Genomic DNA, 24,472 nt, shown 5'->3' on the forward strand with positions numbered 1-24,472 from the left:
CCCCTCTGTGAGCAGGGCGCGGGCCGTTCGGCAGTGAAGATCAACTGCTTTCCGGGGCGGCCGTGTTCCGGGGACGGCGACCGGTTGTCGGTGGGGAGCCCTAGACTCGTAGAGCGATGAGCAGCCTCTTTGACGACAGCTTCCTGGCGGACCTCCAGGCCCCTCGCGGGCGCGAGGAGGAGCCCCCGCCGCCGCCCGAGGACGATCACGCTCCGGAGCCGCTTCCGGACGATCTGTTCGGCGGGAAGTTCGACGTGCCGCCGGACCGGGACGCGTACTACCGCGACGGCGCCCCGCGTCCCGCCCTCGACGCGGCGGCGCTGCTGGAGGGGCTGAACGACAACCAGCGCGCCGCGGTCGTGCACGCCGGCTCCCCGCTGCTCATCGTCGCCGGCGCCGGCTCCGGCAAGACCCGTGTGCTCACCCACCGCATCGCCCACCTGCTCGCCGAGCGGCATGTGCACCCGGGCCAGATCCTCGCGATCACCTTCACCAACAAGGCCGCGGGCGAGATGAAGGAGCGCGTCGAGCACCTCGTCGGCCCGCGCGCGAACGCGATGTGGGTGATGACCTTCCACAGCGCGTGCGTGCGCATCCTGCGCCGGGAGAGCAAGAAGCTCGGTTTCACCTCCAGCTTCTCCATCTACGACGCCGCCGACAGCAAGCGCCTGATGGCCCTGGTCTGCCGCGACCTGGACCTCGACCCCAAGCGCTTCCCGCCCAAATCGTTCAGCGCGAAGATCAGCAACCTGAAGAACGAGCTGATCGACGAGGAGGACTTCGCCGCCCAGGCCACGGACGGCTTCGAGAAGACCCTCGCCCAGGCCTACGCGCTCTACCAGTCGCGCCTGCGCGAGGCCAACGCGCTCGACTTCGACGACCTGATCATGACGACGGTCAACCTGCTGCGTGCCTTCCCGGACGTCGCCGGGCACTACCGCCGCCGCTTCCGGCATGTCCTCGTCGACGAGTACCAGGACACCAACCACGCGCAGTACGCGCTCGTGCGCGAACTCGTCGGCACCGGCGAACACAGCGAGGACATCCCGCCGAGCGAGCACGACCTCCCGCCCGCCGAACTGTGCGTCGTGGGTGACGCGGACCAGTCGATCTACGCCTTCCGGGGCGCGACGATCCGCAACATCCTCCAGTTCGAGGAGGACTACCCGAACGCGACGACGATCCTGCTGGAGCAGAACTACCGCTCCACACAGACCATCCTGTCCGCCGCCAACGCGGTCATCGAGCGCAACGAGTCCCGCCGCCCGAAGAACCTGTGGACCAACGCCGGCCAGGGCGCGCGGATCACCGGTTACGTTGCCGACACCGAGCACGACGAGGCCCAGTTCGTCGCCGACGAGATAGACCGTCTGGTCGACGCGCGCGAGGCCAGGGCGGGCGATGTCGCCGTCTTCTACCGCACCAATGCCCAGTCCCGTGTCTTCGAAGAGGTCTTCATCCGCGTCGGCCTGCCCTACAAGGTCGTCGGCGGGGTCCGCTTCTACGAGCGCAAGGAGGTCCGGGACGTCCTGGCCTATCTGCGCGTCCTCGCCAACCCCGAGGACTCGGTGCCGCTGCGCCGCATCCTCAACGTGCCCAAGCGCGGCATCGGCGAGCGCGCGGAGGCGATGATCGACGCCCTCTCCCAGCGCGAGAAGATCAGTTTCCCGCAGGCGCTCAAGCGCGTGGACGAGGCGTACGGCATGGCCGCGCGCTCCACCAACGCCGTCAAGCGGTTCAACACGCTGATGGAGGACCTGCGCACCATCGTCGAGTCCGGTGCGGGTCCCGCGACCGTCCTGGAGGCGGTGCTCGAACGCACCGGCTACCTGGCCGAGTTGCAGGCCTCCACCGACCCGCAGGACGAGACCCGCATCGAGAACCTCCAGGAACTCGCGGCGGTGGCCCTGGAGTTCGAGCAGGAGCGCGGGGAGGGCGAGCAGGGCACGCTGGCCGACTTCCTGGAGCAGGTGGCGCTGGTCGCCGACTCCGACCAGATTCCCGACGAGGACGAGGAAGGCTCCGGCGTCATCACCCTGATGACCCTGCACACCGCCAAGGGCCTGGAGTTCCCGGTCGTCTTCCTGACCGGCATGGAGGACGGCGTCTTCCCGCACATGCGCGCCCTCGGCCAGGCCAAGGAACTGGAGGAGGAGCGGCGCCTGGCCTACGTCGGCATCACACGCGCGCGGGAGCGGCTCTACCTCACGCGGTCGGCGATGCGCAGCGCCTGGGGCCAGCCGTCGTACAACCCGCCCTCCCGCTTTCTGGAGGAGATCCCGGCCACCCATGTGGACTGGAAGCGGACGGGAGCGGCGGCGCCGGTGTCCTCCGGCCCGGCCTCCGGGATCGCGGCCTCGCTGTCCTCGACCCGCTCGCGTTCCTCGGCGTCGGGCGCGTCCGGGTTCGCCACGCGCCGCACCACGGAGAAGCCGGTGGTCGCCCTCGCCGTCGGGGACCGGGTCACCCACGACCAGTTCGGGCTCGGCACGGTCGTCGCCGTGAAGGGCACGGGCGGGAACGCGGAGGCGACGATCGACTTCGGCGACGCCAAGCCGAAGCGACTGCTGCTGCGGTACGCGCCGGTGGAGAAGCTGTAGGGAAGAAGCCGTAGGGGGTCTGGGGGCGAAAGCCCCCGGGCTCTACGTCGGGTCGAGCCCGTGGCTCCGCAGCCACGGCAGCGGGTCTATGGCCGCCCCGCCCGCGGGCCGCACCTCGAAGTGCAGGTGCGGGCCGGTGGAGTTGCCGGAGTTGCCGGAGTAGGCGATCGGCTCGCCGGCCTTGACGGACGTCCCGGAGGCGACGCGGTAGCTGGACAGATGGCAGTACCAGGTCTGCGTGCCGTCCTTCGCCGTCACGATCATCATGTTGCCGTAGGCGCTGTTCCACTTGGTGGAGACGACGCCGTCGGTCGCGGCCATCACCGTGGTGCCGTACGACACCGGGAAGTCGATGCCCGTGTGCACGGACATCCAGTTCACCCCCGCCTGGCCGAAGTAGGCGCTGAGCCCCTTCTGCGTGACCGGCAGCACGAACTTGGGGCGCAGCCGCTCCTTGAGCGCGGCCGCCGCGGCGGCCTTCTTCTGCTCCAGTTCCTGCTGGTTCTTGAGGTCGATCCGCTCCTGCGTCCGGCTCGCCCGGTCGGCGAAGTCATGGGCGCCCGCGGACAGGGTGTTGAGCTGGGTGTCCAGCTTGCTGTTGGCGACCGAGGCCTTGACCGCGTGCGTGTCCGAGGCGGAGGCCGTGGTGTCGTGTCCGTTGTCGGTCAGCGCGCCGACCGAGGCGGCGGCGATCCCGGCGACGCCCATCACACAGACCGAGGGGACGGCGACGGTGAGCAGCGCGGAGCGCTTGGCGGTCGTACGCCGGCGGGAGCGCCCGGCGCTGCGCGAGCCGGCGCGGGGCGTCGGCGCGATGTCCTCCTGGTCGTCCAGCAGCTCGGCGGCGGCCTGTTCACCCGCGGTGCCCGACTCGTCGTCCCCGACCTGCTGTTCGTCGAAGGCGGTGTCCTCGTAGGGGACCTCGTCGTAGGGGACCTCGTCCTCGTACGGGGTCTGCCCGTACGGAACCTGCGGGAAGGCGCCGGTCGCCTGCGGGTCGCCGACCTGGTCGAAGGTGGCGGTGGCCTGCTGGCCGAACGGTTCGGCAGGCTGCTCGGCCTCCGCCGGCGCGGCCTGGCCGCCGGAATTCCACTGTGTGGCGTCGAAGGTACCCGACTCGAAGGTCTGGGTACCCCACGCCCACTGCTGGGTCGGTGGGGCGATCCCGGACTGGTCGGGCTGCAGCCAGGCGCTCGCGTCCCACTGGCCGCTGATGTCGTTGCCCGTCGCCTGGGCGGGGATCGTCCAGGCGGTGGAGTCGTAGACGCCGGAGTCGTAGGCGGCGTGGTGCTGGGCCGCGTACGGGTCGTAGTTCGGGGTCTGGCCGGTCTGCCACTGCGTGCTGTCGTACGCGCCGGTGCTCTGCTCGCCGGGCAGGCTGCCGAAGAGCGGGTCCGTGGCGAAGGTGCCGGTGCCGTCCGGAAAACCGGTGGCCTCGTAGCCGCCGTACGTGGTGAAGTCGCCGTAGGGGGCTCCATGCGTCCCGTACGGCGCGTAGTGCGCGGCGGAGGCGTCTGAAGCCGGGGCCGGGGTGGTCATGGTCCCCGACGGGTGACGGTCGTTCACCAACTTCTCTTTCGCCTCGACAACAGGGGCTGCCAGAGCAGTGCGGTGACTGTACCCGCCGGTACCTGGACGCGACAATCTTCGGCTGGTTTCGCGCCCGCCGGAAACGGGCATTCGGCGGCGTTTCGGGGGGCGCAGGACACGAGTTTGGCCGAGAGTTCGATTGGTGTTCGATGTGTGGTGACTGTTCGTCACCTGTGCGTCACTCCGATGCCGGGCAGATCACGCCACCGTGAGACCGTCGGCGACCCGGTCCCCGGCGTGCGGGGAGTCGAGGGCCTCGCGTATCCCGGCCGCGACGGCGGGATGCACGGGCAGGGCGAGATGTCCGATGCCGGTCACCCGGACGTTCTGCGCGTCGAGGTCGGGGTGCTCCAGGCAGGCCGTCTCCAGCGGCACCATCACGGAGTCCAGGTCACTCCAGAAGCTGACGAACCGGGTACGGCAGCCGGGCGCGGGCCGGGCCAGCTCCTCGATCACCCCCGAACCGGGCCGCATCTGGCGCACGATGGGATGGGCGTTGGCCAAAGGTGCCGCACTGGTCCCCGAGTGTGGTGTACCCAGCGTGACGAGGATGCGCACCCGCAGGTCACCGCCCAGACACTGCACGTAATAACGGGCGATCAGCCCGCCGAGGCTGTGCCCCACGATGTCGACCTGGTCGCTGCCGGTGCGCTCGCAGATCTCCTCGACGTGCCGGCCGAGCAACTCGGCGGCGGCGCGGATGTCGCAGGTCAGCGGGGAGTAATTGAGCGATACGACCCGCTGCCCGCCGTGCTGGGCCAGGTTGCGGCGCAGCAGCAGGAACACCGAGCGGTTGTCGATGAAACCGTGCAGCAGCACCACCGGCGGGCCGGAGCGGACCGGCAGCCGGGCGGTGCCGTCGCCGGCGGGCAGGAAAGGGGCGCGGCGCTCCTGGGTGAGGCCGGTCGGATACAGCAGGAGATGGCAGGCCAGGATCGCGGCCTCCAGGGCGGTCGCCTTCAGCAGCGCCACGGAGATTCCGGCGAGTCTGCCGGGCCACAGGCGCCGGCAGAACGGGAGAAAGAGCGGCAGTACCCCGGTGACCTTCATTGGCCGACCTCCTGTCGGCACACCGGAGGACGGCTCGATCCCCCGTGTGCCCTCATGTCCCACCATGTGATTTCCCCCTCGCCGCGCACCGTAAAACTGCCGGTTGCGGGATGCTGGAGATAACGTTCGTTCACTTCGCGACGGGTGGCGGACCGCGCCAAAAGTGCGGTACTTGTCGTTACGGACGGAAGCGATCGCTTCCGTGGTCGTTTGATGGAGGCAGTGATGGGTGTGGCAGCGGGTCCGATCCGCGTGGTGGTCGCCAAGCCGGGGCTCGACGGCCACGATCGGGGGGCCAAGGTCATCGCGCGTGCCCTGCGCGACGCCGGCATGGAGGTCATCTACACGGGGCTCCACCAGACGCCGGAACAGATCGTGGACACCGCCATCCAGGAGGACGCCGACGCGATCGGCCTGTCCATCCTCTCCGGCGCGCACAACACGCTGTTCGCCGCGGTGATCGACCTGCTCAAGGAGCGCGAGGCCGAGGACATCCTCGTCTTCGGCGGCGGCATCATCCCGGACGAGGACATCCCGCCGCTGAAGGAGAAGGGCGTCGCGGAGATCTTCACACCGGGCGCGACGACCGCGTCGATCGTGGAGTGGGTGCGGGAGAACGTCCGTCAGCCTGCCGCGTCCGGAGGCTGAGCGACCGCGTCCGGCGGTTGGACGGCCATGTCCGGCGGTCGGACCGGCTGTTCGGCGAGCGGGCGGCCGGTGTCCCTGTGGGCCGCCGCCCCCGGAGCCCTGCTTCGGGTTGAACTCGTCCTCAAGCTCCGGACGGGCTGTGCGGGCTGACCGGGGCCAGTTCCTGCGCCATCTCCGCCCGCAGCCGCAGCGTGGTCACCAGCCGCTGGAACGCCTCCGCCCAGTAGCCTCCGGCTCCCGGCGCGGCGTCCTCCCGTTCGTCGGGTATCGCCAGCAGCGCCTCCAGCCGGATGACCTCCGCGGGGTCCAGGCAGCGCTCGGCGAGCCCCATCACCCCGCTGAAGCTCCATGGGTAACTGCCCGCGTCCCGCGCGATGTTGAGCGCGTCCACGACCGCCCGGCCCAGTGGCGCGGCCCAGGGCACCGCGCACACCCCGAGCAGCTGGAACGCCTCCGACAGCCCATGTGTGGCGATGAACCCGGCCACCCACGCGGCCCGTTCCGCCGTGTCCAGCGTGGCCAGCAGCTTCGCGCGATCCGCCAGCGACACCGCGCCCGGCCCGCCGGCCTCCGGCGCCGACGGTGAGCCGAGCAGCGCCCTCGACCACCCGGCGTCCCGCTGCCGCACCGCCGCCCGGCACCAGGCCGCGTGCAGCTCGCCCTGCCAGCCGTCCGTCACCGGCAGCGCCACGATCTGCTCCGCCGTCCGTCCACCGAGCCGTTCCGGCCAGGTGCGGAGCGGAGCGGCTTCCACCAACTGCCCCAGCCACCATGATCGTTCCCCTCTGCCTGCGGGAGGTGTGGCCACCACACCGTCGCGCTCCATGCCGGAGTCGCACTCGACCGGCGCCTCCACCACGATCGCCGGCGGGTTCCCCGTGCGGTCGAGCGCCACACATGCCGCGGCCCGTACGGCCATGCGTGTGGCGAGTGCCGAAGCGGGCAGCGCCGACAGCAGTTCGGCCGCCGTCGCCCGCACATTGCGGCTGCGGTCACCCAACGCCTGCTCCAGGAACGGCTCGTCCGCAGCCGACAGGCCGGTGCGCAGCGAGTCGAGGAACATCAGCCGGTCCTCCGCCCGCTCGGTCGGCCAGGTCGACATGAGCAGCTCGCGCGCGAGCGCGGGCGTACCGGCGCGCAGCGCGCCCAGCAGGGCGACCCGCTCGGCGAACAGCCCCTCCTGCCACAGCCTGCCCACCGCCTCCCTGTCGCCGGGGTCGGGCAGCGTGGCGCCGCCGCCGGGGGCCGCGCGCAGCGCGAAGCGCCAGTCCGTGTTCAGCCGGGCCAGCCACAGCGCCCGCGGGCCCGCGAACTCCAGCGCCGCCGGGCGCAGGTCCGTACGGCCCCGCGCCGCGTCCAGCAGGGCGGGCAGCGTCTGCGCAGGCGCCGCGTATCCATGCGCGTTGGCCGCCGCCAGCCACTGTGGGAGCAGTTCCATGAGGTCCGGGGAGCTGCCCCGGCGGCCGCCGCCTCCGCCGCCGGAACGGTCGGCCAGCAGCGTGGTGAGTCTGCGGGCCGCCGCGGGGGGCAGGGCCGGACGCGGATCCTCGGGTGCCGGGTCCGGTCGGCGCGCCGCCCGCGCGGGCCGCAGCCCGGCCCGCCGCCGTACGGTCGCCACGGCGGCCTCGTCGAGCAGCGCCAGGGGTGCCTCCCGGCCGGACCCGGCGTACGCGGCGGGGCGCCGGTCGGTGCCCAGAAGAGCGGTGGTCACCAGGTCTTCCCAAGAGCTTGCCGCGGCCGTGGCGTCCACGTCGGCCGGGGTCGTCGTCCCATTCATCGCGTTCCCTTCCCTGCGCCTGTCCGAGGGGTGCCGGTGACTTCCGGCAGGCCGGCCGGCTCGACGGTGCGGCCTCGGCCGGGGATGGTTGGAGGTGTCGGCCGGTTCTGGCGGCTCGGTTGGTGCTGTCGCTTCGGCCGGGTGCGTCTGAAGGCGCCGCCTCTTTCCTGGCGGATCGGTTGGCGGTGCCTTCTGGGCCGGGTGTGCCTGAAGGCGCCGGTGCTGTTCTGGTGGGTCGGTCGGTGGCAGGCGCTCGGCTCGGTGTGCCCGAATGTGCCGTTGGTTCGGCTCGGTGCGCCGGGGCGCGCCGGCGTTCTGCCGGCAGACCGGTCAGCACAGGGGCACCGCCTCGCCCGTGCCGTCCCAAGCCGTGAGCGGGGTGAAGCCGCGGTGGCCGCACTCGCCGAAGACCTTGACCGGGGCGCCGCCGGACAGGGCGACCAGCCGCCACAGGCCGGGGCGGGAGCGGGCGGCCCGGGTGAGCGGCAGGGCGGAGTCCGTGTCGGCGTCGGCCAACTGCCACTGGTCGCCGTCCGGAACCGGTATCACCCGGTCCAGCGTCACCGGGACGGACTCCAGCCAGGGGTCGTCGCGCAGCGCCTCGCCGTACCGGGCCGCCGCCTCGGCCGTGCTCGTGCCCGGTGGGCGGAACGCGGCCGGGGCGGGAGGGGCGAACCGCTCGCCCAGGGCGGACCGGGACTGGCCCGCCCCCGGATAGGCGGACAGCTCAGCGTCCAGGGCCAGCCCGACCGGCAGGGACAGCTCGGGAGCCCGGCCGGCCGCGCCGTAGGACAGCAGGAGCCGGGTGCGGCCCGAGGAGGAACCGTGCAGCCATATGCGGCGGGTCGTCAGTTTCGGGTCCACCGTGTCGTACTGGGCGAGGACCAGCCAGCGGTCGCGGAGCGGCGCGCCGTCCGCCGTGGCGGGCAGGCCCAGCCGGGAGCGGACCGTGGCCGCGAGGGCGTCCGGCAGCCGGTCGTGGCGCAGCCAGCCCTGGTCGAGCAGGTGCAGCAGCGCGCACTCCTCCAGCAACCGGGCCGGCCAGCCCGCGCCCGATGCCGGGACCGCCCCCAACTCCCTGACCCGGGCCGCAAGTCCGGGAGCCTGGGCGTCGACCATGCGGGCCGCCGTCTCGTCCCACAGGCCGTACCCCGCCTGCTCGGCCGCGGCCAGGCCGCCGCGGAGCAGGTCCGCGAGGCGCTGCTCCAGCTCCGTCGCACCCGCTGCCACCCGCTCGGCCCGGCGCTCGGCCCGCCGCCGGGCCGCCTCCGGATCGGCGGACCGGCTCCCGGAACTCCCCTCGCTGCGGCCCTGTTTGCTCTCCGTGCGCCTGCGTCTGCCCGCGAGCCACTGCTCGGCCCAGTCCGGCGGCGCCGCGGACTCCGGCACCGAGCCGTCGCCGCCCGCCCAGAGCAGCAGCAGTCCGAGCGCGTGCTTGCACGGGAACTTACGGCTCGGACAACTGCACTTGTACGCCGGTCCGGCCGCGTCGGCGAGATCGACCACCGTCTGGTACGGCCTGCTGCCGCTGCCCTTGCACAGCCCCCACACCGTCCCCTCTCTGCTTCCCGCCTCGGACCACGGACCGGCCGTGCCGAGCTTGCCTCCCGCTTTGCGTGACGCGGCGTCAGGCGCCAGTGACAGCACCTGCTCCGCGGTCCAGCGCACCCCCTGCTCAGTCATGTCTCCGACGGTAGGTCCCGCCACTGACAATCCGTCCGGTGTGGGCGTTTGCGCAGGTCAGAGCGATTGTCAGTGGCGTGGTGCACGGTGGATGCCAGATCCGAACCGGCCGAGCTGGAGGGGGCCTCAGCCATGTCAGCCATGTCTGCGTCTGCCACGTCTGCGTCTGCGTCCGTACGACCGACGACCGCCGAACCGACCGACGGCGAGGGCGCGGCCGAGAGCGCGCAGGCGCTGCGCCCGCACGCCGAGCACGCCTTCGCCGCAGAACTCGCCGCACTCTCCGCGCAGGACGACCGCCCGCGCCCGGCCCGCTGGAAGCTGTCGCCGTGGGCGGTGGCGACGTACCTGCTCGGCGGCACCCTGCCGGACGGCACGGTGATCACACCCAAGTACGTGGGCCCGCGCCGGATCGTCGAGGTCGCCGTCACCACCCTCGCCACCGACCGCGCCCTGCTCCTGCTCGGCGTGCCCGGCACCGCCAAGACCTGGGTGTCGGAGCACCTGGCGGCCGCCGTCAGCGGTGACTCCACCCTGCTGGTGCAGGGCACCGCCGGCACCCCGGAGGAGGCGATCCGGTACGGCTGGAACTACGCGCAGCTGCTCGCGCACGGACCGAGCCGCGACGCCCTCGTGCCCAGCCCCGTCATGCGCGCCATGGCCGAGGGCATGACGGCCCGGGTGGAGGAGCTGACCCGGATCCCGGCCGACGTGCAGGACTCCCTGATCACGATCCTGTCGGAGAAGACCCTGCCCGTCCCGGAGCTGGGCCAGGAGGTCCAGGCGGTCCGCGGGTTCAACCTCATCGCCACCGCCAACGACCGGGACAGAGGGGTCAACGACCTCTCCAGCGCGCTGCGTCGCCGCTTCAACACCGTGGTGCTGCCGCTGCCGGAGAGCGCCGACGTCGAGGTCGACATCGTCACCCGCAGGGTCGAGCAGATCGGCCGCTCCCTCGACCTGCCGGCCGCGCCCGACGGCATCGAGGAGATCCGCCGGGTCGTGACCGTCTTCCGCGAGCTGCGCGACGGCATCACCGCCGACGGCCGCACCAAGCTGAAGTCGCCCAGCGGCACGCTGTCCACGGCCGAGGCGATCTCCGTCGTCACGGGCGGCCTCGCCCTGTCCGCGCACTTCGGCGACGGCGTGCTGCGCCCGGGCGACGTCGCCGCGGGCATCCTCGGCGTAGTCGTGCGGGACCCGGCGGGTGACCGGGTCGTCTGGCAGGAGTACCTGGAGACGGTCGTGCGCGAGCGCGAGGGCTGGACGGACTTCTACCGCGCGTGCCGGGAGGTGAGCGCATGACCGACGACACCCGCTGGCCCAAGGCCGACGCCTCCGGACCGCTTCTGCTGGGCGTGCGGCACCACGGCCCGGGCTCCGCCCGCGCGGTGCGCGGCGCCCTGGACGCGGCTCAGCCCGCGGCCGTCCTGATCGAGGGCCCACCCGAGGCCGACGCGCTGATTCCGCTGGCCGCCGACCCGGACCTGCGCCCCCCGGTGGCCCTGCTCGCCCATGCCGTGGACGAGCCAGGCCGCGCGGCGTTCTGGCCCTTCGCCGAGTTCAGCCCCGAATGGGTGGCGATCCGCTGGGCCCTGGAACACGGCGTCCCCGCCCACTTCATCGACCTGCCGGCCGCGCACACGCTCGCGTGGGAGGGGGAGGCGCCTCCTGAGGGGTCCGGAGAGGAACCGGCCACGGGGACAGGTGCCGAGGGGAGTGCGGGAGGCACGCAGGGCGCCGCTGAGTCTCAGGAGGGCCGCGGGCCGCAGGACGCTGGTGAGCCTCAGCAGGACGACGGGCCACACGGCGCCGAGGGCTCTCGGGACGGCGATGAAGCTCAGGACGTTCGCGAGCAGGCCCGGATCGACCCGCTCGCGGTGCTCGCCGAGGCGGCCGGGTACGACGACCCCGAGCGCTGGTGGGAGGACGTGGTCGAGCACCGGGGCCCGGGGGAGCGGGACCCCTTCGCCCCCTTCGCCGCGCTGGAGGAGGCGATGGGCGCACTCCGCGAGCGGTACGGCGTCGGCGGGCACTCCCGGGACCTGGTCCGCGAGGCGCACATGCGGCTCCGGCTGCGCGCCGCGCGCAAGGAGTTCGGCGACGAGGTGGCCGTGGTCTGTGGGGCCTGGCATGTGCCCGCGCTGCGCGAGAAGACCACCGTCACCGCCGACCGGTCCCTGCTGAAGGGGCTGCCCAGGGTCAAGGCGGACCTGACCTGGGTGCCCTGGACCCACCGCAGGCTCGCCCGGTCCAGCGGGTACGGCGCGGGCATCGACTCGCCGGGCTGGTACGGCCATCTGTTCCACGCTCCCGACCGCCCGGTCGAGCGGTGGCTGACGAAGGTGGCGCGGCTGCTGCGCGAGGAGGACCGGATCGTGTCCTCCGCCCATGTCATCGAGGCCGTCCGGCTCGCCGAGACCCTGGCGGTACTGCGCGGGCGCCCGCTGCCGGGCTTGAGCGAGACCACCGACGCGGTGCGCGCGGTGATGGGCGACGGCTCGGACGTGCCGCTGGCCCTGGTGCACGACCGGCTGGTGGTCGGGGACGTCCTGGGAGAGGTGCCGGAGTCGGCGCCGGCGGTGCCGCTCCAGCGCGACCTGGCCCGGCAACAGCGCTCGCTGCGGCTCAAACCCGAGGCACTGGAGCGCGAGCTGGAGCTGGACCTGCGGGGTGACACCGATGCCGGCCGCAGCAGGCTGCTGCACCGGCTCCGGCTGCTCGGCGTCGGCTGGGGCGAGCCCACGCGGTCTCGGGGGAGTACGGGCACGTTCCGGGAGACGTGGCGGCTGCGCTGGGAGCCGGAGTTGTCGGTGCGGGTGGCCGAGGCGGGCGTGTGGGGGACGACCGTACTGGGCGCGGCGCAGGCCAGGGCCGAGGCGGACGCGACGGCCGCGCGCACCCTCGCCGATGTCACCGCGCTCGCCGAGCAGTGTCTGCGGGCCGGGCTGCCGGACGCCCTGCCCGTCGTCATGCGGGTCCTCGCCGACCGGGCCGCGCTCGACGCCGACGTGGGCCACCTCGCCCAGGCCCTGCCCGCCCTCGTCCGCTCCTTGCGCTACGGCGACGTGCGCGGCACCGACACCGGTGCGCTGGCCGACGTCGCCGCAGGCCTCGCCGAACGCATCTTCGTCGGCCTGCCCCCGGCGTGCGCCGCGCTCGACACGGACGCGGCGGAGGAGATGCGCGGTCATGTGGACGCCGTGCACACGGCGGTGGGGTTGCTGGCGGAGACGGTGGCCGCGGTGGGGGCCGGCAGTGGGGGCCCGGGTTCGGGCGCGGGCGGGCGTGCGGGTGTCGGTGTGGACGCGGGTGGTGGTGCCGGCGGGGGAGCGGGTGCCGGCGGCCCCGGCGTGGCTGGCGGTGCCGTTCTCCGTGCCGGGCACGATGATCTGCGCGGCCGTTGGCGAGCGGTGCTGCGGACCTTGTCGTTGCGGGACAGCGTGCCCGGTGTGTTGCGGGGGCGGGCGGTGCGGTTGCTGTTGGACGACGGTGAGTTGGGGGCCGATGAGGCGGCGCGGCTGATGGGGCTCGCGCTGTCGCCGGGGACTCCGCCCGCCGACGCCGCCGCCTGGATCGAGGGCTTCGTCGGCGGCGGAGGCGGACTGCTGCTGGTGCACGACGGGCGGCTGCTCGGTCTGGTGGACAGCTGGCTGACCGGTGTCTCGGCGGAGGCGTTCACGGACGTACTGCCGCTGCTGCGCCGTACGTTCGCGGCGTATGAGCCCGGGGTGCGCAGAACGCTCGGCGAACTGGTCCGGCGTGGCCCCGGAGCTGCAGCCGGCCGGGCGGCCCACGGGCCCATGACGCCCGGCTTCGCCGCCGAACCGGACCTCCGGCGCGCCGACGCCGTACTGCCGGTGCTGCGCCTGCTGCTCGGCCTGGCCGACCCGGCCGAAGGTGACCCGGCCCGGCGAGAACGGGCCGAGCCTGATCCGGCCGAGTGCGCTCCGGCCCGGCGAGAACCGTGCGAGCGCACCTTGGCCCAGCGGGAGCCCGCCCAGCCTGGACCGACCGTCCGCGACGCCCGGCGGCCGGCCGGGCGCGGGACGGATGGGCAGGAGAAACCCGAGCCGGCGCCGCCCGAGCCGGCGGTCGCCGAGCGAGTCACGACCGGCTGTGACACGACTGGGTGTGACACGACTGGGCGTGACACGAGCGCGTGCGGCGGGTGTGACACGACCGAGTGGGTCACGACCGGGTGCGAGACGAGCGCGTGCGGCACGACTGGGCGCAATACGAGCGCGTCCGGCACTAGCGGGTGCGCCACGAGCCGGTGCGGCACTACTGAGTGTGACACGACCGAGTGGGTCACGACCGGGTGCGAGACGAGCGCGTGCGGCACGACTGGGCGCAACACGAGCGCGTCCGGCACTAGCCGGTGCGACACGAGCCCGTGCGGCACAAGCGGGTGCGGCGCCGGTGGGTGGGGCGGGACCGAGGACAACAGCCTTGCGGGGGTGGGGGCATGAGGAGTGGATCGGTGTCGTCGGAGGTGGAGGACCTGGCGCGGGAGCGGTTGCGGCGGTGGCGGCTGGTGCTCGGTGGGGAGCAGGCCGACGGCACCGGGTGTGCGCTGTCCGGGCGGGACGCGGCGATGGACGGGACGCTGGCCGCGCTCTACGGCAAGGGGGACAAGCCGCAGGCGGGACGGGAGCGTTCGGCGGGGCTCGGGGCCTCGGCGCCGTCCGTGGCGCGGTGGCTCGGGGACATCCGCACCTACTTCCCCTCCTCCGTCGTCCAGGTCATGCAGCGCGACGCCATCGACCGGCTCGGTCTCGCCTCCCTGCTGCTGGAGCCGGAGATGCTGGAAGCGGTGGAGGCGGACGTGCACCTGGTCGGCACGCTGCTCTCGCTGAACAAGGCGATGCCGGAGACGACGAAGGAGACGGCACGCGCGGTCGTGCGCAAGGTCGTAGAGGACCTGGAGAAGCGGCTCGCGAACCGGACGCGGGCCACGCTCACCGGCGCCCTCGACCGCAGCGCGCGGATCAGCCGCCCGCGCCACCACGACATCGACTGGAACCGCACCATCGCGGCCAACCTCAAGCACTACCTGCCCGAGTACCGCACGATCGTGCCGGAACGGCTCGTCGGATACGGGCGGGCCGCCCGGTCCGTGAAGAAGGAGGTCATCCTCTGCATCGACCAGTCCGGATCGATGGCCGCGTCCGTTGTCTACGCGTCCGTGTTCGGCGCGGTCCTCGCCTCCATGCGGTCGATCGGCACCCGGCTGGTCGTCTTCGACACGGCGGTGGTCGACCTCACCGACGAGTTGGACGACCCGGTCGACGTCCTCTTCGGCACCCAGCTCGGCGGCGGCACGGACATCAACCGGGCGCTGGCCTACTGCCAGTCACAGATCACCCGGCCCGCCGAGACCGTGGTCGTGCTGATCAGCGATCTCTACGAGGGCGGCATCCGCGACGAGATGCTCAAGCGGGTGGCGGCGATGAAGGCGTCCGGGGTGCAGTTCGTGGCGCTGCTGGCGCTGTCGGACGAGGGCGCGCCGGCGTACGACCGGGAGCACGCGGCCGCGCTCGCCGCGCTCGGCGCGCCGGCCTTCGCCTGCACGCCCGACCTGTTCCCCGAAGTCATGGCCGCCGCGCTGGAGAAGCGGCCGTTGCCGATACCGGACACTGTGTGACGCCAGGCGTGAATGGGGCAGTAAAAGGGACATGACTGCCTATCGGTAACACCGGGCTTGCGCGGCCTCGGGCGGGCCGTGCAAGTATCGGCGGAGCCCACGTCGTACCGAGCCGAGGATGTTCAGCTCCTTGACCTTCCCAGCAGCCCTCCTTGGTACCGCCGTGCGCGCACTGCGTACGGCGGCCGGGCGGCGTGTGCTTCAACTCGTGCTGCTGGTGGGCGGGCTGTTCGCGCTGGGTTTCCTCTGCGGCGAACAGGCGCACGCGGCCGATGGGACCCCGGTGCCGACGCGGGCGACGCCGGTGCGGTCCGTGGGGATCGCCGGGCACGATGACCCGGTACGGGCGGCGCGGGCCGTACCGGCGGTGCGGGCGGTTCGCGCGGTCGCCGAGCGGGTTGCCGGCCAGGTCCACACCGCCGACGAACAGGCCGTCACGCCCGCACACGACGTGCTCCCCGCCGTTTCGCGGACCGTCGAGACCCTGGAGACCGTCGAGACCACGGTCGCCCAAGCCGTGGTCGACCAGCCCCGGGCCACGGCGCCCTCGCTGCCCCTGCCCGGCCTCACTCAAGTCTCGGACGGGCCCGTCCGGCTGACGCCGGAGCCGAAGACCACGGTGCCCGGCCCGCGGCGGCACAGCGGTACGGCGGCGCCGGTTTCCGTGGAGCGGCAGAAGCAGCGGCACGCCCGTGCCCAGGGCCGTACGGCCGACGGCGCAGCGGCGCCGGCCGCTCCGTACGGCCCGGAGGCCGCCGCCGTGGCGCGGCCTGTGGCGCACACATTCGCGCGCCACGGGGCCGCCGCCCTGGGCGTCCCCGGCCGGCCGGTGCCCACCGGGGACTCCGACGGCGTGCTCGGCAAGCAGGCCGCCGACGGCAGCACGTCCCGCCACGGCGACGCGCACGCCGTCACCTTCGACGACCGGGCGCCCCTGCGGCTCGCGTCCGGCGCCACCGCGCGTGTCGACGCGCCCCGCACCCGGGACCGGCACCGGGACATTCCCGTCTTCCCCGGCTAGGCAACAGGGCCGACCTCCCCGCCGCGGACCTGTCGAGCGGGGGCGGAACAGGTCTGCCCCGTCCGTCCGGACCCTTTCAGCGATCAGCGCTGCCAGCCGTCGAAGCGTTCACCGCGACCGGCGTTCAGCGGTCTCCGGACGGCACCCCTAGCCGATTCCGGCCTATTCCGGCCGTTTCCGAAGGACTTGACGCACGCAATGAACAAGAACATCCGCCGTTCGATCGTGATAGCCGCCGGTGTGACCGGCGCGTGGGCGCTCGGCTCGGCCGCCGCCAGCGCCGATGAGCTGTCCACCACCTCCGTCACCGTGCCGGACGCGGGCACCGACAGCGTCGCCGGGACGGTCGACGGCGTCCTCACCGGCGTCCACGACACCGTCTCCGGCGTTCAGAACACCGTCTCCCACACCGTCTCCGGCCTGACCGGCACGACCGGCACGGCCACCCCGGCCGCCTCCTCCACCTCGCTCACCTCGACGGCGTCCACCGCCACCGGCACCGCCGACCACGCCCGCCGCTATGTCGACGCCAAGGTCCCGGCCGCCGCGAAGATCCGGGGCGCCGAGGCCGTCAGGGGCGCTCAGGCGGCCCGTCAGGGGCAGGCGCATGTCCAGGCCCGCGTTCAGACCGACGGCGCGCACGTCGACGGCCACGTCGCCCATGCCGCCCACGTCGCGCACACGGCCGCGGACGCCGCCTCGACCGCCTCCCGGGCGGTTCCCCACGGCGCTCCCCAGGACGAGATCGACTACCTCTTCGGCCCGCTCTCCTCCTTCGCCCCCGAGGTCGAGGAGGCCCTGGCCGCCGCCCAGACCAAGCTCCAGGCCACGCAGGCGGCGGCCCGTGCCAAGACGCAGGGTGTCGAGGGCGTCGTACGGACGACGGTTCGGCGGACCGTCGCGGGCGCGCAGGGGCGGACCGCGGGTGCGGCGGCCGTCGGGCGCGGTACGGCCGCCGAGGCGACCGGCGCGGCCGAGGCCTCTGTCGCGGGTGTGCCCGCACATGTCACCGGTACGGCCGCGGGTGCCGAGCAGCGGGTCGTCGGCACGGTGCGGGCCGTGCCGGGCGCGGTCACGCCGGTGGTGGAGGAGACGGCCGCCGCCGCGGCTCCGCCGGTGGTCTCCGCGGCGGTGAACGGCGCGGTGCCGGTCGCCGGCCAGGCCGTGACGGGCGTACCGGGCACGGCCGGGCATGCGGCGGCGGGTGGGTACGGGACCGCGCGGTACACCGCCTCCGCGGTGCACGGGCTGGCCGAGGGCGCCAGGTCGGGGGTGTACGGGACCGCCGGGGCCGCCGTGTCGGGGGCGTACGGAACCGTCGCGCACACCGCCGCCGGTGCGTATGGGACCGCCGAGGGCGCCGTGTCCGGTGTCCAGGGGATCGCTGCGGGAGCCCAAGGCGACGTACGGCCGGTGGCCGCGGGGGCGACGGCATACGCCGGCGGGCTGTCCGGACACGTCGGGCAGGACGCCATGGACGCGGTGCTGCCGCCGGTGGCCGCCGGTGCCGTGCACGGGATCGTGCCGGCCGCCGGGCAGGCCGTCGCGGACGCGGGCGCCCTCGGCCACGGCGTGGCCGGTGACGTCCAGCCCTTCGCCGGCGGTGCCGTCGGCGCCGTACCCCCGCTCGCGCACGGTGTGACCACGCGGACCGGAGCCTTCGCCGAGGGCACGACCGCCCAGGTGCCGCCCTTCGCGGGCGGGGTCGCCGGTGCGGTCGAGCCGGTCGGATGGCAGGTCGGAGGGTTCGCCCACGACGTCCACGGCACGGTCCGGGACGCCGGTGACTCGCTCGCCGGGCATGTCGTCGGCGGGGTCGAAGGGGTCGCCCACGCCGTCGTACCGACGTACCTCCAGCAGGAGGGGTACGGCGTGCCGGGCGCCGGACCGGGCATCCGCTACCAGGGCTGAGTGCCCCGAACCGCTCCGTGGGGTGTCCGGACCCGGACGGCCGAATGCCGTCGGCGCGTCCGGCCGGGGCCCCGCGGCCCGGGCGGGTGGTCCCCATTGGGGTGGGGATCAACCGCCCCGGCCCCGGCACCACCGGGGCCGCCCCAGAGGCCTCACCGGGTCAACCCCAGCCCGGTGAGGCCTCGCACATGCCCCGAAGCCAGTGATCCAGCACCGATCACCGAAGCCACCCATCCGCCCCATCCGACGGCACCCTGTGTCAGCAAACCCGGCATCATGTGACAGGTATCACCGCTCAGGTGTGACCCTCGATTTAGGGAGCCCCCGCAAGCGGCGATAACCTGCGAGACGGACATGCCGCGCGCTCGGACACCGTGTGCGCCCCCCTTGTGACAAGCGGACGTCACGTTGCCCTTCGCGGCACGCCCACGCATCCAACGAACCGCGAGATCACTGATAGGGACGGAAGCGCGTGGACCTGTTCGAGTACCAGGCGAGGGACCTCTTCGCCAAGCACGATGTACCGGTGCTGGCCGGTGAAGTCATCGACACGCCTGAGGCGGCGCGCGAGATCACCGAGCGTCTGGGCGGCAAGTCCGTCGTCAAGGCGCAGGTGAAGGTCGGTGGTCGCGGCAAGGCCGGTGGCGTGAAGCTGGCCGCCTCCGCGGACGAGGCCGTCGCCCGTGCGACGGACATCCTCGGCATGGACATCAAGGGCCACACGGTCCACAAGGTCATGATCGCCGAGACCGCTCCGGAGATCATCGAGGAGTACTACGTCTCCTTCCTCCTCGACCGTGCCAACCGCACCTTCCTCTCCATCGCCTCCGTCGAGGGCGGCATGGAGATCGAGGAGGTGGCGGCCACCCGCCCGGAGGCCGTCGCCAAGACGCCGATCGACCCGATCGACGGTGTGGACGAGGCCAAGGCCCGCGAGATCGTCGCGGCCGCCAAGTTCCCGGCCGAGGTCGCGGACAAGGTCGCGAACGTCCTGGTCAAGCTGTGGGACACCTTCATCAAGGAGGACGCCCTCCTGGTCGAGGTCAACCCGCTGGCCAAGGTCGCCTCCGGCGAGGTCATCGCCCTCGACGGCAAGGTGTCGCTCGACGACAACGCCGAGTTCCGTCACCCCGAGTTCGAGGAGCTCCACGACAAGGCCGCGGCCAACCCGCTCGAGGCCGCTGCCAAGGAGAAGAACCTCAACTACGTCAAGCTCGACGGCGAGGTCGGCATCATCGGCAACGGCGCGGGTCTCGTCATGAGCACCCTGGACGTCGTCGCGTACGCCGGTGAGAAGCACGGCAACGTCAAGCCCGCCAACTTCCTGGACATCGGCGGTGGCGCCTCCGCCCAGGTGATGGCGAACGGCCTGGAGATCATCCTGGGCGACCCGGACGTCAAGTCCGTCTTCGTGAACGTCTTCGGCGGCATCACCGCCTGCGACGAGGTCGCCAACGGCATCGTGCAGGCCCTGAAGCTCCTGGAGGACCGCGGCGAGAAGGTCGAGAAGCCGCTCGTCGTCCGCCTCGACGGCAACAACGCCGAGCTCGGCCGGCAGATCCTCACCGACGCCAACCACCCGCTGGTCCAGCGCGTCGACACCATGGACGGCGCGGCCGACAAGGCCGCCGAGCTGGCCCACGCCGCCAAGTAAGCACTCAGGACGAGGACACCAAACACACCATGGCTATCTGGCTCAACAAGGACAGCAAGGTCATCGTCCAGGGCATGACCGGCTCCACCGGCATGAAGCACACCAAGCTCATGCTCGGTGACGGCACCAACGTCGTGGGCGGCGTGAACCCGCGCAAGGCGGGTCAGACCGTGGACTTCGACGGCACCGAGGTACCCGTCTTCGGCTCCGTCAAGGACGCCATCGACAAGACCGGCGCCAACGTCTCCGTCATCTTCGTGCCGGAGAAGTTCACCAAGGACGCGGTCGTCGAGGCCATCGACGCCGAGATCCCGCTGGCCGTCGTGATCACCGAGGGCATCGCCGTGCACGACACGGCGTCCTTCTGGGCGTACGCCGGCAAGAAGGGCAACAAGACCCGCATCATCGGCCCGAACTGCCCCGGCATCATCACCCCGGGTCAGTCGAACGTCGGCATCATCCCGGGCGACATCACCAAGCCGGGCCGCATCGGCCTGGTGTCGAAGTCCGGCACGCTGACGTACCAGATGATGTACGAGCTGCGTGACATCGGCTTCTCGACCGCCGTCGGCATCGGTGGCGACCCGATCATCGGCTCCACCCACATCGACGCCCTGGCCGCGTTCCAGGACGACCCGGAGACCGAGCTCATCGTGATGATCGGTGAGATCGGTGGCGACGCCGAGGAGCGCGCGGCCGCGTTCATCAAGGAGAACGTGACCAAGCCGGTCGTCGGCTACGTCGCGGGCTTCACGGCGCCCGAGGGCAAGACCATGGGTCACGCCGGCGCCATCGTCTCCGGCTCCTCCGGCACCGCACAGGCCAAGAAGGAGGCCCTGGAGGCCGCGGGCGTCAAGGTCGGCAAGACCCCGACCGAGACGGCGAAGCTCGCCCGCGAGATCCTGGGCGGCTGAGCTTCTCAGCTGACTGTCGGCAGGCCCGTTCCGTTCGCCGGGGCGGGCCTGTCGGCGTTCACGACGCACAAGCGCCCCGAAGGCCCGCGGGGAACCGCGCGGCCAGCCACGGCGGGCCCGCACTCGGCAGCGACCGGAACCCCTGCGGCGGGCAGCGGTCATCGCGTCACCGGGACCAGCCGTTCCGGCCCCTTGGCCTCCGCCTGCCGCAACTTCGCCCGCAACGCCAGCTGCTCCCGCGACAGCGGCCCCGACACCCCCACCGGCGGAACCCCCCGCACCACCTGCGCCGGAGCGATCGGCTCCTCATAGTGCGTCGGCGCCGACCACACCGTGAGCGTCGTCGCGCCGATGATCGTCACCGTGAACGCGATCGCCGCCCGCGTCCAGAACACGTTCCGCCGTTCGCCCTCCCGCCGCACCGGCTCCGGATCGGCCGTGCGCAAGGGTTCGGTCGAGGCCAGCGCCCGCAGCCGGCGATGCAGCTCGGCGGGGTCGGCCAGTTCCGGCAACTGCGCGGCCAGCGCCTCGCGGGCGTGGGTCAGCCGGCTCGCGGCGGCCGGTGTGCTCGCCTCCGTCTCCGCCGCCGTTTCCGGCAGGTCGAGGCCCAGACCGTCGTACAGGACGAGCGTGCGCCGGTACACCGGCGGCAGTTGCAGCAGGGCGTCCAGCAGCGCCCGGTCGGCCGGGTCGGTGGGCGGCGGCTCCGGGTGCCGGTACCGGGGCCGGAAGCGGTGCCAGGGAGAGAGCGCGCAGTCATGCGCCGTGGCCCGCACCCAGCCGGCCGGATCCCGGTCCCGGGCCACCTCGGGCCAGCGGAGCCAGGCCCGTTGGAAGGCCCACGCCACGGCCTCGCGAGCAAGCTCCCGGCGCCCGGTGAGCAGAAAGGTCTGGCGTACGAGGGCGGGCGCGCAGGACGCGTACAGCGTGTCGAAGGCCTGAGCGGGCGTCAGCGGGCCGGGAGTGTCGGCCCGCTTCATCGACCGGGCCCGGCGCAGGCGCCGGTGTTCCTCCGGCGGTGGCAGCGGGCCGGCGGTGTGCCGCGTCGTCGTCACCGTGCGCCCTTCCGTGCGAAACAGAACATAAACGTATATTGGGCGACACTACGGAAGTTTGCCTGTTACGACGGGAAAGCGCGTGTCGTTGGCAGCATGGCGGGCGTGATCCCGATGACCGCTCGCCGACCGTCCCTGTCGCCCATGCTGACCCGGATGCGGGAGCGCGAGCCCGGACTGGCCGCGAGCCTGCTCGGCGGCGCCGTCGCGGCCGGACTCGGATTCGGCTCGTTCGCCGTGCTGGTGATGGTGCTGTGGGTCAGCTCGCCGTATCCCGACAGCGGTCCGGGCGGTGCGCTGCATGTCGCCGGCGCGCTGTGGCTGCTCGCCCACGGCGTCGAACTGGTCCGCACCGACACGCTCTCCGGCGCGCCCCTGCCGGTGGGGGTGACCCCGCTGTTGCTGCTCGTACTGCCCGTGTGGCTGGTGTACCGGGCGGCCAGGGACGCGGTCGACGCGCCCGCCGACGCCGACGGCCCGCCGCCGGTACCGGCGCACACGGTGTGGACGGGGGTCGTCCTCGGCTACCTGGGCGTCGGCGGCGCGCTCGCGCTGTACTGCTCGGGCGGCGAACTGCGGCCGAGCTGGCCCTGGGTGACGGTATGTCTGCCATTGGTGGCGGCGGTCTCGGCGGCGGCCGGGGTGTGGTCGGCGTACGGCCGTCCCCGCGAGCCGGTGCTGAGGGTGCTGGTGGTGCTGCCGGGGTCGGTGCGGCGGCTGGTGTTCGGTGGGGACGAACGCGCCCGGCTGGGTACGGCGGTACGGGCCACCGGTGCCGCCACGGCGGTGTTCCTCGGCGGCGGGGCGTTGCTGGTCGCGGTGTCACTGGTGTGGCACGGCGGGGCGGCGCGGGCGTCCTTCGTCCAGCTGACGGAGGGATGGACGGGACGGTTCGCGGTGCTGCTGCTCGGCGTCGCGCTGATCCCCAACGCGGCGGTGTGGGCCGCGTCCTACGCCCTCGGTCCCGGCTTCCTCCTCGGCGTCGGGCATGTGGTGCAGCCCTTCGCCTCCGACCCCGCCCCGCTGCTGCCGCCGTTCCCCCTGCTGGCGGCGGTGCCGGACGCCGGTGCCGGGGCGCCGCCGAACTGGGCGGCGGGACTGGTGCCGGTGGTGGCCGGGGTGACGGCGGGGTGGTTCGTGGCGCGCGGGGCCGCAGCACGCCCGGAGTCGGGCGCACCGGCACCGGCCCGCTGGTCGGCCGCGCGTACCGCGGGGGTCCTGCTGCTGACGGCGGCGCTCTGCGCGGCGGCCCTCGCCCTGCTCGCCGACCTGGCCGGCGGCCCGCTGGGCGTGTCCGCGCTGGCCCGCTTCGGACCGGTGTGGTGGCAGACCGGGGGAGCGGCGGGGGCGTGGACGGCGCTGTTCGGCACGCCGGTGGCACTGACCGTACGGGCTTGGCGGCTGTGGGGCCGGCGCAGCTGGGACGGGGAGATCCCGACGCAGGGGACGGGGAACTCCGGGGACCGGAAGGAACCGGGGAAGACCACCGGCAAGGCGGAGAGTGCGGGTCAGGACGAGGAGACCGCCAAGGCCAAGGGCAAGGAATCAGCCAGAGGCAAGGAGCCGGGCAAGGGCCGGACCTCCGCCGCGGCCGTGCCCGGCGAGGACGAAGAGGAGCTGTACGACTTCCTCCCGACCGACGACCCGTTCCCCCCGGACTGGCACGACGACCTGGCACGCGTCTCGCGCTGGGCGGCCCTGCGCGAGGCAGCCGCCCCCCGCGACCGGCCCGCCCCCTGGGCAGTCCCCACAGCCCCTTCGACGCCCTCTGTGGAGCCGACGCCCCCTACGCAGTCGGCACCCTCTGTGGAGCCGACGCCCCCTGCGCAGTCGGCACCCTCTGTGGAGCCGACGCCCCCGCCGGACCCTCGACCCGGCCCCACCGAGCACCCATCGCCCGGCACCTCACCGGACTGACCCGCATGCCCCGAGCCGGATGCTCAGCTGTTCCCGACCCCCAGCACGCCCCGCAGTTGCTGCGGCAGCAGTCGGTCGCAGGACTGTTTGGCCTCGTGGGTGAGGGCGTCGTTCACACAGGTGTAGTAGTCGCGGTAGACGAACTGGACGGTGAAGGTCGAGGCCACCAGGACCAGGGCCAGGGATGCCGTGACCAGGCCGCCGACGGCCGCGGTCACCTGGGGCCGGCCCGCCCCCGGCGGAGGCGTCGGGGTGTCCGGGTCCGTCCTGCGCGGCTTGGCGCGCAGGGCGCTGACGCCCCAGTACAGGGCCAGCGCGCCCAGCAGCAGGGCCACGTACGGCCAGCTGAACAGGGCGAAGAAGACGGCCCACATGCCGGAGAGCAGGGCGTAGCGCGCGCGGCGCTGGGCGGGGTCGGTCGGGTCCCAGCGCATGCCGCCGGGGCCGCCGCCCGGGCCGCCGGGGCCCTGGGGGCCGCCGCCGGGCCGCTCGCCGAAGCCGCCGGGGGAGCGCCCGGGCTGACGGTCGCTCCACTGCTCGCCCCACGGGGAGCCGCCGCCGTGACCGGAGCCGTGCCCTTGACCAGAGCCCTGCCCCTGACCGGAACCCTGCCCCTGAGGGTGGCGCGGCTGCCAGGGTCGGTCCGGCGCACCCTCGGGCGGCGGCGCGAAGGGATTGTCCTCCTGTGGCCCGCTGCCCCGTCCGTCACCGTCGCGCCCGCCCTTGGGCGCCTGCGGCGGCGAGGCCGGCCGCTCCCGCAGCAGTACGGCGCGACGCTCGCCTCCCTGGGCCGGGCGCAGAGGGAACGTCAGGAGTCGCAGGCTGCGATCGGGCATCAAAAGAGCGTCTTCCCCTAGGTGAATACGGCAGTCCGACGTGAGCTTCACCCAGTGAACGCACCGCATGACGACCGCGTTCCCGGGGCTGCTGGAGACGGCCCCCTTCTTGATTCCCCACGAACGCTACCTTCCGGCCACGCCCCCGTCCCGTGGGGGTCGTCCCGTG

At 73.2% G+C, this 24,472-nt stretch carries 15 protein-coding genes and 1 pseudogene; 10 read left to right on the top strand and 6 right to left on the bottom strand.

Features of this window, described 5'->3' with window-relative positions; translation table 11 throughout:
* Positions 1-116 precede the first annotated feature (116 nt).
* Entirely contained in the window at positions 117-2,600 is a 2,484-nt protein-coding gene (gene pcrA, locus ACFYOH_RS01480) for a DNA helicase PcrA (RefSeq protein ID WP_388619793.1), read from the top strand.
* Between the two features lie 42 nt (positions 2,601-2,642).
* On the opposite strand, the gene ACFYOH_RS01485 is transcribed toward pcrA, so the two are convergent.
* Both ACFYOH_RS01485 and ACFYOH_RS01490 read right to left on the bottom strand, forming a co-directional pair.
* Entirely contained in the window at positions 2,643-4,166 is a 1,524-nt protein-coding gene (locus ACFYOH_RS01485; protein ID WP_388619796.1) for a M23 family metallopeptidase, read from the bottom strand.
* A gap of 222 nt (positions 4,167-4,388) precedes the next feature.
* Positions 4,389-5,240 carry an esterase/lipase family protein gene (locus ACFYOH_RS01490; RefSeq protein WP_388619798.1) on the bottom strand — a complete coding sequence of 284 codons (852 nt, stop codon included), beginning with the start codon at positions 5,238-5,240 and terminating at the stop codon, positions 4,389-4,391.
* 225 nt (positions 5,241-5,465) lie between these two features.
* Here ACFYOH_RS01490 and ACFYOH_RS01495 point away from each other — a divergent pair, with 225 nt between their 5' ends.
* Positions 5,466-5,888 carry a cobalamin B12-binding domain-containing protein gene (locus tag ACFYOH_RS01495; RefSeq protein WP_171153566.1) on the top strand — a complete coding sequence of 141 codons (423 nt, stop codon included), beginning with the start codon at positions 5,466-5,468 and terminating at the stop codon, positions 5,886-5,888.
* A 121-nt stretch (positions 5,889-6,009) separates the two neighbouring features.
* Here ACFYOH_RS01495 and ACFYOH_RS01500 read toward each other — a convergent pair whose 3' ends face one another.
* Together ACFYOH_RS01500 and ACFYOH_RS01505 are read right to left on the bottom strand one after the other, a co-directional pair.
* Entirely contained in the window at positions 6,010-7,665 is a 1,656-nt protein-coding gene (locus tag ACFYOH_RS01500; protein ID WP_388619800.1) for a DUF5691 domain-containing protein, read from the bottom strand.
* A 330-nt stretch (positions 7,666-7,995) separates the two neighbouring features.
* A complete protein-coding gene (locus ACFYOH_RS01505; protein WP_388619803.1) occupies positions 7,996-9,348 on the bottom strand; it encodes an SWIM zinc finger family protein in 1,353 nt (450 codons plus the stop codon).
* A 141-nt stretch (positions 9,349-9,489) separates the two neighbouring features.
* Between ACFYOH_RS01505 and ACFYOH_RS01510 the strand changes: the two genes are divergently transcribed.
* The 7 genes and pseudogenes from ACFYOH_RS01510 to sucD all read left to right on the top strand — a co-directional run bounded on the left by ACFYOH_RS01510 (position 9,490) and on the right by sucD (position 20,495).
* The gene (locus ACFYOH_RS01510) at positions 9,490-10,653 is read left to right on the top strand and encodes an AAA family ATPase (RefSeq protein ID WP_388619805.1); all 1,164 of its coding nucleotides are present in this window, start codon (positions 9,490-9,492) and stop codon (positions 10,651-10,653) included.
* A pseudogene (locus ACFYOH_RS01515) lies at positions 10,650-13,238 on the top strand (DUF5682 family protein); the annotation flags it as partial. The gene ACFYOH_RS01510 and the pseudogene ACFYOH_RS01515, both read left to right, overlap by 4 nt.
* 578 nt (positions 13,239-13,816) lie before the next feature.
* The gene (locus tag ACFYOH_RS01520) at positions 13,817-14,995 is read left to right on the top strand and encodes a VWA domain-containing protein (RefSeq protein WP_388619808.1); all 1,179 of its coding nucleotides are present in this window, start codon (positions 13,817-13,819) and stop codon (positions 14,993-14,995) included.
* Positions 14,996-15,125: 130 nt separating this feature from the next.
* A complete protein-coding gene (locus ACFYOH_RS01525) occupies positions 15,126-16,016 on the top strand; it encodes a hypothetical protein (protein ID WP_388619810.1) in 891 nt (296 codons plus the stop codon).
* A gap of 198 nt (positions 16,017-16,214) precedes the next feature.
* Positions 16,215-17,927 (top strand): hypothetical protein, encoded by a 1,713-nt coding sequence (locus tag ACFYOH_RS01530; RefSeq protein ID WP_388619812.1) that lies wholly within the window; start codon positions 16,215-16,217, stop codon positions 17,925-17,927.
* Between the two features lie 472 nt (positions 17,928-18,399).
* Complete coding sequence (sucC, locus tag ACFYOH_RS01535; protein ID WP_388619815.1) at positions 18,400-19,581, top strand: ADP-forming succinate--CoA ligase subunit beta; 1,182 nt, start codon at positions 18,400-18,402, stop codon at positions 19,579-19,581.
* Positions 19,582-19,610: 29 nt separating this feature from the next.
* Complete coding sequence (gene sucD / locus ACFYOH_RS01540; RefSeq protein ID WP_388619817.1) at positions 19,611-20,495, top strand: succinate--CoA ligase subunit alpha; 885 nt, start codon at positions 19,611-19,613, stop codon at positions 20,493-20,495.
* 158 nt (positions 20,496-20,653) lie between these two features.
* On the opposite strand, the gene ACFYOH_RS01545 is transcribed toward sucD, so the two are convergent.
* Positions 20,654-21,475, bottom strand: coding sequence for an RNA polymerase sigma factor (locus ACFYOH_RS01545; RefSeq protein WP_388621028.1), 822 nt, complete (start codon positions 21,473-21,475; stop codon positions 20,654-20,656).
* A 171-nt stretch (positions 21,476-21,646) separates the two neighbouring features.
* Between ACFYOH_RS01545 and ACFYOH_RS01550 the strand changes: the two genes are divergently transcribed.
* The gene (locus ACFYOH_RS01550; protein ID WP_388619820.1) at positions 21,647-23,467 is read left to right on the top strand and encodes a DUF6350 family protein; all 1,821 of its coding nucleotides are present in this window, start codon (positions 21,647-21,649) and stop codon (positions 23,465-23,467) included.
* Between the two features lie 23 nt (positions 23,468-23,490).
* Here ACFYOH_RS01550 and ACFYOH_RS01555 read toward each other — a convergent pair whose 3' ends face one another.
* On the bottom strand, positions 23,491-24,303 hold the full coding sequence (locus ACFYOH_RS01555) for a hypothetical protein (protein ID WP_388619822.1): 813 nt from the start codon (positions 24,301-24,303) through the stop codon (positions 23,491-23,493).
* Positions 24,304-24,472: the final 169 nt, after the last annotated feature.

It is taken from the genome of Streptomyces sp. NPDC007856, assembly GCF_042868225.1.
Taxonomy (GTDB): Bacteria; Actinomycetota; Actinomycetes; order Streptomycetales; family Streptomycetaceae; genus Streptomyces.

Coding starts and splice junctions, on each gene's coding strand:
- pcrA (WP_388619793.1), top strand. CDS start 117: ATGAGCAGCCTCTTTGACGACAGCTTCCTGGCGGACCTCCAGGCCCCT.
- ACFYOH_RS01490 (WP_388619798.1), bottom strand. CDS start 5,240: ATGAAGGTCACCGGGGTACTGCCGCTCTTTCTCCCGTTCTGCCGGCGC.
- ACFYOH_RS01495 (WP_171153566.1), top strand. CDS start 5,466: ATGGGTGTGGCAGCGGGTCCGATCCGCGTGGTGGTCGCCAAGCCGGGG.
- ACFYOH_RS01500 (WP_388619800.1), bottom strand. CDS start 7,665: ATGAATGGGACGACGACCCCGGCCGACGTGGACGCCACGGCCGCGGCA.
- ACFYOH_RS01505 (WP_388619803.1), bottom strand. CDS start 9,348: ATGACTGAGCAGGGGGTGCGCTGGACCGCGGAGCAGGTGCTGTCACTG.
- ACFYOH_RS01510 (WP_388619805.1), top strand. CDS start 9,490: ATGTCTGCGTCTGCCACGTCTGCGTCTGCGTCCGTACGACCGACGACC.
- ACFYOH_RS01520 (WP_388619808.1), top strand. CDS start 13,817: ATGAGGAGTGGATCGGTGTCGTCGGAGGTGGAGGACCTGGCGCGGGAG.
- ACFYOH_RS01530 (WP_388619812.1), top strand. CDS start 16,215: ATGAACAAGAACATCCGCCGTTCGATCGTGATAGCCGCCGGTGTGACC.
- sucD (WP_388619817.1), top strand. CDS start 19,611: ATGGCTATCTGGCTCAACAAGGACAGCAAGGTCATCGTCCAGGGCATG.
- ACFYOH_RS01545 (WP_388621028.1), bottom strand. CDS start 21,475: ATGAAGCGGGCCGACACTCCCGGCCCGCTGACGCCCGCTCAGGCCTTC.
- ACFYOH_RS01550 (WP_388619820.1), top strand. CDS start 21,647: ATGGCGGGCGTGATCCCGATGACCGCTCGCCGACCGTCCCTGTCGCCC.
- ACFYOH_RS01555 (WP_388619822.1), bottom strand. CDS start 24,303: ATGCCCGATCGCAGCCTGCGACTCCTGACGTTCCCTCTGCGCCCGGCC.